The organism is Rhodococcus sp. no. 34 (genome assembly GCF_054589475.1).
Genome location: NZ_BAAILK010000028.1, coordinates 1 through 9,550, shown reverse-complemented (window position 1 = coordinate 9,550; position 9,550 = coordinate 1). Strand labels below are relative to the sequence as shown.

The 9,550-nt window shown below is 62.8% G+C and carries 10 protein-coding genes and 1 pseudogene; 4 read left to right on the top strand and 7 right to left on the bottom strand.

What is annotated here, in order from left to right:
• The 7 genes from ACYP01_RS12585 to ACYP01_RS12555 all read right to left on the bottom strand — a co-directional run.
• On the bottom strand, window positions 1–584 hold a 584-nt coding region (locus tag ACYP01_RS12585; protein ID WP_459680304.1), incomplete at its 3' end, for a class II aldolase/adducin family protein.
• Window positions 581–1,735 carry an LLM class flavin-dependent oxidoreductase gene (locus ACYP01_RS12580; protein WP_459680302.1) on the bottom strand — a complete coding sequence of 385 codons (1,155 nt, stop codon included), beginning with the start codon at window positions 1,733–1,735 and terminating at the stop codon, window positions 581–583. The genes ACYP01_RS12580 and ACYP01_RS12585, both read right to left, overlap by 4 nt.
• Complete coding sequence (locus ACYP01_RS12575) at window positions 1,732–2,841, bottom strand: LLM class flavin-dependent oxidoreductase (protein WP_459680300.1); 1,110 nt, start codon at window positions 2,839–2,841, stop codon at window positions 1,732–1,734. Before ACYP01_RS12575 ends, ACYP01_RS12580 begins: the two co-directional genes overlap by 4 nt.
• A complete protein-coding gene (locus tag ACYP01_RS12570; protein WP_459680298.1) occupies window positions 2,838–3,878 on the bottom strand; it encodes an ABC transporter substrate-binding protein in 1,041 nt (346 codons plus the stop codon). Before ACYP01_RS12570 ends, ACYP01_RS12575 begins: the two co-directional genes overlap by 4 nt.
• Window positions 3,862–4,704, bottom strand: coding sequence for an ABC transporter ATP-binding protein (locus ACYP01_RS12565; RefSeq protein ID WP_030537943.1), 843 nt, complete (start codon window positions 4,702–4,704; stop codon window positions 3,862–3,864). Before ACYP01_RS12565 ends, ACYP01_RS12570 begins: the two co-directional genes overlap by 17 nt.
• On the bottom strand, window positions 4,701–5,558 hold the full coding sequence (locus tag ACYP01_RS12560) for an ABC transporter permease (RefSeq protein ID WP_459680295.1): 858 nt from the start codon (window positions 5,556–5,558) through the stop codon (window positions 4,701–4,703). Before ACYP01_RS12560 ends, ACYP01_RS12565 begins: the two co-directional genes overlap by 4 nt.
• A gap of 4 nt (window positions 5,559–5,562) precedes the next feature.
• Window positions 5,563–6,615 carry an NrtA/SsuA/CpmA family ABC transporter substrate-binding protein gene (locus ACYP01_RS12555; protein ID WP_050656908.1) on the bottom strand — a complete coding sequence of 351 codons (1,053 nt, stop codon included), beginning with the start codon at window positions 6,613–6,615 and terminating at the stop codon, window positions 5,563–5,565.
• 247 nt (window positions 6,616–6,862) lie between these two features.
• On the opposite strand from ACYP01_RS12555, the gene ACYP01_RS12550 reads away from it, so the two are divergent.
• The 4 genes and pseudogenes from ACYP01_RS12550 to ACYP01_RS12535 form a co-directional block, all read left to right on the top strand.
• Window positions 6,863–7,612: an IclR family transcriptional regulator gene (locus ACYP01_RS12550; RefSeq protein ID WP_030537941.1), complete on the top strand. Its 750-nt coding sequence runs from the start codon at window positions 6,863–6,865 to the stop codon at window positions 7,610–7,612.
• Between the two features lie 118 nt (window positions 7,613–7,730).
• The gene (locus ACYP01_RS12545) at window positions 7,731–8,201 is read left to right on the top strand and encodes an NfeD family protein (protein ID WP_459680292.1); all 471 of its coding nucleotides are present in this window, start codon (window positions 7,731–7,733) and stop codon (window positions 8,199–8,201) included.
• Window positions 8,198–9,091, top strand: coding sequence for a slipin family protein (locus ACYP01_RS12540; protein ID WP_459680290.1), 894 nt, complete (start codon window positions 8,198–8,200; stop codon window positions 9,089–9,091). Before ACYP01_RS12545 ends, ACYP01_RS12540 begins: the two co-directional genes overlap by 4 nt.
• A gap of 119 nt (window positions 9,092–9,210) precedes the next feature.
• Window positions 9,211–9,550: pseudogene (locus ACYP01_RS12535) on the top strand (HNH endonuclease signature motif containing protein); the annotation flags it as partial.

Sequence of the window (9,550 nt, the reverse complement as noted above, 5' to 3'; positions counted from 1 at the left end):
CCTTCCTCGAGGAGGACGACGAACTTCGCGAGGTCGAGCAACCCGCTGCGGCCGATGACGTTGACCCCGCCGTTGGCTTCGAAGATCGCCACCAGATCGGGATCGTGTTCGAGACGCTCGAGAATGAAATCGCCTGCAGAACGGGACCGATCGATGTGCGGCGGAATCTCTCGGGAGAGCGTCAGCCTCTGCGAAGCCGCATAGCGGATGGGTAGCGTCCGATGTGTCTGTGCCCAACCGCCGAGCCACGGTGTGTGGATGTGGACAACGCTGGTGATTTCCGGATGCTGACGGAAGACCGACGCGTAGCCGGTGACAAAACCGGCCGATCCGTTGCCGGACAGCACCTCTCCATCGAAGGTGGCGACAACCGGTGACACCGACGGGTCATCCGCCCACGGTCCCGGATCGTTCAGTGCAACTGCGATTTCGGTGCCGGGCACGCGTTCGACGAAGTTGACGGTCCCGTTGGCTGCAACCGTTCCGGTCTTGCGGAAGACGTCGAATGCCTTGTCCGCTGCTTTACGCGCCTCTTCGACGAATGCTGTGGTATCGGCGTCGAGTCGAGTTTCGGTGGTGGTCATCGAGTCTCCAGTCCAGAAGGTGTGATCGGGGTGCGCTGCAGGAGGGGAAGAACTTCTTCGCCGACGCGGTATGCCTCTTCGAGATGCGGGTTACCGGCGAGGATGAAGGCGTCGACGCCCAGTTCGCGCAGCTCGTCGAGTCTTTCGGCGACCTGCTCGTAGCTGCCGACCAGCCCGAACGCCGGTCCGCCGCGGATGAGGCTGAAGCCGCACCACACGTTGGGTTGCACTTCCAGATCTCGGTAGCCGGTGATGTGTTCGGGTACCCAGCCTTTGATGCGGGCGGCGCCCACCGAATCGCCCTGGGCTGCACGGTCGGCGGCCCCCTTGTCGACGAAGGCCCAGCCTTTCTCGATCTCGGCCCACGCGGCTTCCTCGGTGTGCCGGGCAACGACGTCGATGCGTACGGCGAACTTCGGGGTGCGTCCCAGCTTGGCCGAGTTCTCCCGCACGCCGTCGATCTTGGCTCTCAGATCGGCGTACGGTTCCAGCCAGGAAAGGTAGTAATCGGAGTGCAGTCCGGCGGCGGCGACGGCTGCGGCCGAAGATCCGGAGAAGTACACCTCGGGAAACGGTTGGCCGGCAAGTCCGGGTGGCAGTGCAGCGCCGTGGGTTTGGAAGAAGCGACCGCCGAAGTCGAAAGGTTCACCGGCCCACACACCTTTGAGGACATCGAGGAACTCGGACGTCCTGGTGTAGCGATCGTCGTGGTCGACTTTGTCGCCCCACCACAGCTGAGGCGCTCCGCCTCCACCACTGATGATGTTGTAAACCAGACGTCCGCCGGTTGCTCGCTGCAGACTGGCCGACATCCGCGCTGCCTGTACCGGGTGAAGGAACCCCGGTTGGAACGCAACCATGAAACGGTAGGTGGTGGTCTCGGCGGCCAACGCTGCTGCGGTCGCCCACGGATCCTCGGTCATCGGGAAAGACGGCAGAAGTCCACCGAGGAACCCTGCGGACTCGGAAGCCTTTGCCACCGCTGCCATGTGGTCGATGTAGCTGTATCCGTCCAATTCGCCGCCGCGGATCGCGGGAGCAATGTTGCCCGGCCCGTATCCACCGGCATCGCCGCGGTTGTAGCGACGCGGAGTACGCAGCGACGCGTGGTCGCCTTCCATCCCGATCCGCCAATAGAAATCGATGCTCATGCGGTGGCCTTCTCTTCTGTGGTGGCCTTCTCTTCCTTGCGAATCCGACCCTCGGGATCGACCAGGTGCAGGAGATGCTCGCCCGCCCGGTGCAGCTCTTCGATGTGTGGCCGACCGGACAAGACGAAACCGTCCACGCCGATATCGCGATACGACGACAATCGCTGCGCCACCTCCTCGTAGCTTCCGACGAGGCCGATACTGTGCTCGTAGCCGATGCGGTCGAATCCGGACCACAGGATGCCGCCCCGATCGATCTCGAGTGCAGCGGAATCGGCTTCTCTCAGTTGCCGTTCGACGCGAGCCCAGGCTTCGTCCGCTGTTTCCCTCGCGATGATCGGGATGCGCAGGACCTTCTCGACGGTCCTGCCGAGTTCGGATGCTCGGTCGTCGAGGGTGGTGATCCGTGTCGACAACTCGCCGCCGGCAAGGGTGAACTGATGGACATCGGCATGGTGGGCCGAGAGTTCCAGAGCTTCCGGTGAGTCTCCGGTCAGATGTACTCGGGGAAAACGGAGTCCCGACAAGATGCCTCGGAATCCGCCGCCGAGTACGTCGTAGTATTCGCCGTCGAAGTCGTAACCCGTGCCGCCGAATCCGCCAGGGAGAATTTGCTCCTCGTTCCATACGCCACGGGCGACGGTCAGGAACTCCGCGGCGCGCGCGTAGCGGTCGTCTCCTCGAACCACGTCGCCGCGAGCAGCGGCGTCTTCGGGGTCCGTCTCTACCTTCACTCGCCATTCGAGACGACCTGCTGACAGGCGCTGAAGTGTCGCCGACATTTTGGCGGCGTAGACGGGGGTGCCGAAAGTGGGGTGAAACTCCACGACCACTCGCGAATGACGCGTCTGACGTAGGGCGGCGGCAGCAACGATCCAGGATTCTTCGCCATTCGGATCGTACGGTGCGACAACGCCGTCGACGCCCGACAGTTCGGCGGCGAGAACGATCTGTGCCAATTCGTCGAAGGGCCCGAAGTTTCCGGGACGAACATCGGTCGCGACGGTAGTCGGTCGCTGTGGCCCGAAGCCGCCGCGACTGTTCAGCGCGGCCACTGCTCGGCGTCCGTCACCGCGCGAGGGCAGCTCCCAGTAGACGTCCGTCATTCTGCTGTGCCCTTCTGCGCAACAAGGTTGCGTGCCTGTTCCAGTGGTTCGTGCGCCACCCAGGACTGCAGGTCGAAGTCGGCGGCAAGGAAGCCGTGCGCATACAGGAATTGCTTCTGCACCCCGAGCAGGTCCACACGCTCGTCAGACAGGCTCAGATGCAGTCCGGTGTGGAAGTTCTCGCCGTATGCTGCCACCACACCTTCGGGCCCCGACTGTGTTTCGGTTTGCAGAACGGCTCGGACCTCGTCGATGTTGGCTGCGGCCCAGTCCGCCGCTCTCAGGCTCTCGGCAAGGAAACCCACGACGATGTCCGGGCGCTGTTCGAGTAGATCGGCGTGAACCGTGATCGGTCGTGGGGTGCCGTTGTTGACGCGATCACGCAGGGAAGCAGTGGAATCGAGATCGACGGCAACGGCGAGACCGTGTTCGCGGGCAACTTCCTGGGCTCGGGCGCCCTTGACGTAGATTGCGTCGACGTCGCCGCGTAGCAGGGATTCGACGCCCCACGTCGTGTTGCGGGTGGACGAGGCGGTGCGGACCTCGGGGGCCGCCGTCTTCGCAACCTCGACGAGAGTGACGTCGGCAAAACTCAACTCGCCGAGTCGAAGTGCGGAGGCGAAGCCGTGCAGGGCCATGGCACGGGGGAAGCTCCTGGCCTGATCTGCCGCCCAGGCCGGGATGCCGATCCGAGCGCCTGCCAGAAGACCGGCTTCTCGGATGTCGGAGTCTCCGCGCACCAGGATTGCCTGGGCCTCGTCGATCCAGGTGAGCCCGATGAGCCTCGTCGGAGAACCACTGGCACGCGCGGCCAGTGCGGGGACGTTGCCGCCTTCGCGAATGAGTCCGGAGAGGTGGTGATCGAAATGGCGCACTGCCAATTCCGGTCCGGCATCTTGCAGTACGCCGAAACGCACTCCGGATTCGTTTGCCGTCCGGTCGAGCCAACCGAGACTGTTGGCGAGGCCGCTGGCGGTGGGAACGGGGCAGCGGGTGTACCAGAGTGTGTCGATTGCGGAATCAGCGATCAATGTCATGACTGTCCTGTCCGTCGGGGAAGGTGCGACCGACGCCGAGTTCCTTCAGGAAACTCGCTCGGTAGCGCAGAGATTCGGGATCGTTCCGATCGCGGGGGCGTGGCAGGTCGATGTCGACATCCACGGCAAACCCGCCCTTGTCGAGGATGAGCACACGGTCGGCAAGTCGTACGGCTTCGTCGACGTCGTGCGTGACGAGCAGTACTGCCGGACGGTGGCGGGCGACCAGATCGCCTACCAGGTCTTGCATTTGGAGCCGTGTCAGAGCGTCGAGGGCTGCGAACGGTTCGTCGAGTAGCAGCAGTTCAGGTTCACGGACGAGAGCGCGCGCCAATGCGACGCGTTGGGCCTCGCCGCCGGAGAGGGTGGCCGGCCAGGCGCGGTGCTTGTCCGCGAGGTTTACCTCGGCGAGTGCGTTGCGTGCATTGTCGGTGACCTGACGTGACCGCTTCTGTCCGACTGTGACATTGGCCAGAACTCGCTTCGACGGTATCAATCGCGGTTCCTGGTAGACGACCGTGCGGTCGCGTGGGACCAGCACATCACCGCTGTCCGGTGCTTCCAAACCGGAAAGCACTCGCAGCAGGGTCGTCTTGCCGGTACCGCTGGGGCCGAGGAGAACGACGAACTCGCCGCGCGTGATCTCGAGGTCGATACCACCTAGAACAGTCTTGTCACCGAACGACTTACGCACTCCGGTGAGCGAGACCGCTACCGGTGATCCGGCACGTCGCTCGGCCGCGGTGGTGCCGGTCCGCTCACGGGCTGCCAACGGCGGCAGAGGTGCTTCGGTGGATGGCAGCGAGCCGATGGTCGTGTTCGTCATCGCGCCACCGACAATCTCCGCCACGGCATGGAGTACCGCTCGATCAGCCTGACCACGGCGTCGAAGATGAGACCCAGCGCCGCGTACATGACGATGCACAGAACCATGTAGTCGGTACGGTTGTATTCCTGCGCCAGGGTGACGAGGTATCCGATGCCCTCACGTGTGCCGACCTGCTCGGCGGCGATCAATCCGGTGATGCTGAGCGACAGGCAGATTCGAAGCCCCATCAGAACGCCGGGGAGGGCGGTCGGAAGAATCGCTCCGAACACCAGTCGCCAACCTGTCAGTCCGAAACCCTGTGCCGCTTCCACCATCTTGCGATCGACCCCGCGCACACCGAGGTAGGTGTACGCGTACATGGGGGCGACGGTCGCGACGGCGATCAGGACTACCTTGAAGGTTTCGTCGATACCGAACCAGGCGATGAACAACGGAACGAGCGCGAGGAACGGAACCGCGCGGTTGATCTGCATGGTCGAGTCGATCAGTTCTTCGCCGAGCGAGGAGAGACCGGACAGAACCCCGAGCACCAATCCGACGATCACACCGACCGAAACACCGAGTGCAGCACGTTGAAGCGAAGCGAGACCGAAGTCGACCAACTGACCCGACTGGTACAGCTCGGCGAATGCCGTCCACACCGCCGGAGGTCCGGCCAGGATCTCTTCGCGGATCAGTCCGGTAGCGGATCCGATCCACCATCCGGCAACCAGCAGCGCGGGCACGAGGAAGCGGAGTGGGATCGAGACCCACTTGGGCCTGCTGCGAGTGCGGCGGTAGCGGGGCGTTTCGAGTTGCGGATGCTCCACTGACGGCGACGCAGTTCGTGAGGGCCGGGTCAGCGTCACCATCGGGTCACTTCCCCTCAGTGGTGGGTGCTGCCGCTGCCGAACCTGCCACAGCACCCTGGAGGTCGAAGATCACGTCACTGCCCTTGATCGGCTGCTGGATCACCTTGTTGTCGGCGAACAACGTGGAGATCGATTCGAGGTCGGTAGCGTCGGCTGCAGTCGGGTAGCGGAAGTTGGTGATCTGGCCGCCCAGGGTGATCGCGTCGTCGAGTCGCTGTCCGGAGAGTGCGCGCGGACCGGTCTGTTCGAAGACGTTCTCGAATGCTGCCGGGTCGGCCTGCTGCTTCGCGGTGAGTTCCTGGGTGACCTCGAGGAACTTCTGGACCACTTCGGGATGCTCTTCGAGTACTACGGTGCGGCCGGCGATGATGGTGCTGTCCACGGAGTCGATGCTCGCCTCGGTTGCGATCTCGACCGCGCCCTTGGCCTTGGCCTCCTGGTACGGAATCAAGAACGATGCCCACGCGTCGACCTGCCCGGTGGAGAACGCCGACGCCGCGTCAGCCTGTTGCAGCGGAACACGTTCGACGGAATCGATCGGCACTCCGGCCTGTGTCAGAGCCTTGAGCGTGATGTACTCGCCCTTGCCTGCAGGGTTGACGGCAATGCGCTTGCCGGCCAGATCTGCGACGGTCTTGATGCCGGACTCCGGAGTGGCGATGATGCCGGCCTGGTCCTTGTTGTACGGGTCGGACGTGGCGAAGATGCGGACACCCACGTCCTTGGACAGTGCGCCGACGACGGGACTGTATGCGCCGGTTTGGATGTCGAGTTCACCGCTGTTGAAGAGTTTGAGGTTGGAGCTGAATCCCGGTGTGGTCTTGACCCATTCGATCTTTGCGCCCAGCGGTGCCAGAGCCTCGTCGTAGGTTCCGTCACGCTTGCCGACGGCGATGGCACCGGAGTTTCCGGGATCGAAGACCTTGAGCGTGAAGTCTGCGCTGGAATTGCCTGCGGCGCTGTCGGAATCGGAAGACCCACACGCCACCGCCAACCCGGCCAGCGGGATCATGGCGAGCGCAGCGGCAGCTCGTGGCAGTCGGCGGAAGCGGGACATGTATGTGGCTCCTTCAGGCGTTGAATCGTCAGAACTGACGACGATGACGCTATTGGGTGCCTGTCCGTTTTACCCCCGTTTGTTTTCTGGAGATTGGAAATCTTGACAACATCGGAAGTCTGTTCATCTGGGCTTTTGGAGGTCCACGTTCGGTTCCTTTCCATCTGATGGAAAGGATGGCTGGACTGCTGGGTCCGTGTTAGCGTCCGATTCTCAGGTCGATCAGGCCACAGCGAAAGGATCGTTCGTGACGGACGCACGCGGCGCGGGAGTTCAGACGGTAACCCGTGCCCTGACCATGCTCACATGTTTTCGCAGTGGCGAAGAACTGGGAGTCTCGGAAGTTGCGCGGCGACAAGAGCTTGCGGTCAGCACCACGCATCGATTGCTGCAGTCGCTCGTCGACGCGGGGTTCCTCGAGAAAGACGACGCAACCAGTCGGTATCGCATCGGCGCGGCGCTGGCGGCTTACGGACAGGTCTCCTACCGGCAGCATCGGATCTATCTGTCCGAGCCCTATTTGGAGCAATTGGCCGCGACGACAGGAGCATCCGCCTCCCTGGCAGTGCGAAGCGGAAGTGAGGTGGTGTTGCTCGGATTCAGTCGGTGGCGCGAGGCCGACGGGCACGTGCTGCAGGGTGTCCGCCTTCCCTTGCATGCGAGCGCACTGGGGAAAGCCTTTCTGGCCTGGTCCGATGTCGACGACTCCGAACTTGCTGCGCTGCCACGTGAAGCGACCACTCAGCGTGCGATCACCGATGTCGCCGGTATCCGCCGGGAACTGGAACTGACTCGTGAGCGAGGATACGGATTCAACGACGAGGAGTTGACCCCGGATTTCCGAACGATCGGAATTCCGATCATCGATGGATCCGGCACTGTGCGTTACGCTCTCGGGCTTCGTGGTCCGGTCGAGCTGATGATCGACGAACGGATTCCGTTTCTCGCCGACCTTGCCAAGGTGACTGCACGACAGATCGGTGAGGTCCTTCTCTGACGTGATGTGAAAGCGCTTGTGGCAGATCCGGCCGAACGTGATTACCGTTGAAGTCGAGGGCGCGATCGCACAATGGCTACGCGACGTGACCGCGTCCTCGCGAGCGTGGAGACGAGTGATGACGACGATCGGTGTCGTTGCCCTGTTGCTGGGCGTCCTGTTGATCGTGGTCGAGGCGCATGCCCCAACCGCGGGGGTGCTCGGTGCGCTTGGAGCACTCATGATCGGTGCCGGCGTGTGGATGCTCTTCACGTCCGACGGTATCGGGCAATCGATCGCGATCCCGGTGACGGCGGGGGTCGCGGTAGTCGGCCTGGGCGTGGTGGCGGTAGCGAGTCGAAAAGCGCTTACCGCGCGCCGCGCTCCCGTCCGTACGGGGACGGAATCTCTCGTCGGCTCGGACGCGACCGTTCGCAGTTGGACCGGTGCGCAGGGTCAGGTCGAGCTCGACGGCGGATTATGGCGTGCTCGAATGGAATTCGGGTACGACGATTCTGTGCCCGCCGTGGGCGAATCCGTCGTCGTAGAGCAGGTTCGAGGCCTGACTCTGAAAGTGCGCCGTCGTGAACCGTGGGAGCTGCCGCTATGACCACCGTGCTTGTCGTGTTGTCCGTGTTTGTCGTGCTGATTGCAGTCCTTGTGGGCATGTCGGTGAGAGTTCTGCGCGAGTACGAGCGCGCGGTGGTGTTCCGCCTCGGTCGACTGATCACCTTGAAGGGTCCTGGTCTGGTGATTCTGGTGCCGGCGATCGATCGCATGGAGCGGGTCAGTCTGCGAACCGTCACGCTGAAGATACCGGTCCAAGAAGTGATCACTCGCGACAACGTCCCCGTGAAGGTCACCGCCGTCACGTACTTTCGGGTCGTCGACGCTGACCGTTCGATAGTCGAGGTCGAGGATTTTCTGGCCGCCACCTCACAGATCGCCCAGACCACACTGCGCTCCATTCTCGGTAAAGCTGAGTTGGACTCGCTGCTCTCCGAACGTGAACGCCTCAACGAGGACTTGCAGAAAGTCATCGACCAGCAGACCGAACCGTGGGGCGTCAAGGTCACGACCGTCGAGATCAAGGACGTCGAGATTCCAGCCAACATGCAGCGCGCCATCGCCAGGCAAGCAGAGGCCGAACGAGAGCGGCGAGCCAAGATCATCAACGCCGACGCCGAGTTTCAGGCTTCGGCCAAGCTCGCCGAGGCGGCCGAGGTGATCAGCCGCAATCCGACCACCCTGCAGTTGCGTTATCTACAGACGCTTCACGAGATCGGTAGTGAGAACAACTCCACCGTTGTCTTCCCCTTGCCGCTGGATCTTGTCCGGCCCTTTATCGGTGGCGGAGTTGCGGCAACTCCGGCCGCCGAGGAACGTGTCCGCCCGACCGGAGCCTTTGGCCACTTCGCTACAGGTTCGACGGCAGTGAACGGTGATGCCGGTGTGAACGATCGTGTCGGCGATCGAGAGATCGGCGAGCGACTCGGGTAGGACGATTGTCGTCAGTGTCCTGAAAGGCCATGTATTTCAGTAGGTCTCGAGTCTACTTCTCTTCGAAGTCGTCCGTTTTGTCTCTGGTTATCGAAAGTATGTTCGATTAAACTTTCGGTATGGACAGTCGGGATGCGTGGCAGCTGGATGGCGAGGACCTCAAGGGTGAGGTTCTGGATCTGGTGCGCGTCCGGCACGAGTTGCAGTCGCGGATGGTGTTGCTGATCGTGGAGATGTTTTCCCGGGACGTTCTTGGCGGGAAGGGTTTTCGGGCGATCGCGCAGTGGTTGCATGGTTCGACGAATTTGGAGATCGGTGAGTGCAGTCTGTTGGTCGGGTTGGCGCGGTTGTTGATGCTCGAACCTGTTGTCGCGGATGCGTTTCACCGCGGCGATGTGGATGCGTTGAAAGCGCGGCAGGTGGCGTCGTTTTGTCAGCATCCGCCGAAGAACATGACGC

Excerpts from the sequence above, each read along its gene's own strand:
- ACYP01_RS12580 (WP_459680302.1), bottom strand. The coding sequence starts at position 1,735 with ATGAGCATCGATTTCTATTGGCGGATCGGGATGGAAGGCGACCACGCG.
- ACYP01_RS12575 (WP_459680300.1), bottom strand. The coding sequence starts at position 2,841 with ATGACGGACGTCTACTGGGAGCTGCCCTCGCGCGGTGACGGACGCCGA.
- ACYP01_RS12570 (WP_459680298.1), bottom strand. The coding sequence starts at position 3,878 with ATGACATTGATCGCTGATTCCGCAATCGACACACTCTGGTACACCCGC.
- ACYP01_RS12565 (WP_030537943.1), bottom strand. The coding sequence starts at position 4,704 with ATGACGAACACGACCATCGGCTCGCTGCCATCCACCGAAGCACCTCTG.
- ACYP01_RS12560 (WP_459680295.1), bottom strand. The coding sequence starts at position 5,558 with ATGGTGACGCTGACCCGGCCCTCACGAACTGCGTCGCCGTCAGTGGAG.
- ACYP01_RS12555 (WP_050656908.1), bottom strand. The coding sequence starts at position 6,615 with ATGTCCCGCTTCCGCCGACTGCCACGAGCTGCCGCTGCGCTCGCCATG.
- ACYP01_RS12545 (WP_459680292.1), top strand. The coding sequence starts at position 7,731 with ATGACGACGATCGGTGTCGTTGCCCTGTTGCTGGGCGTCCTGTTGATC.
- ACYP01_RS12540 (WP_459680290.1), top strand. The coding sequence starts at position 8,198 with ATGACCACCGTGCTTGTCGTGTTGTCCGTGTTTGTCGTGCTGATTGCA.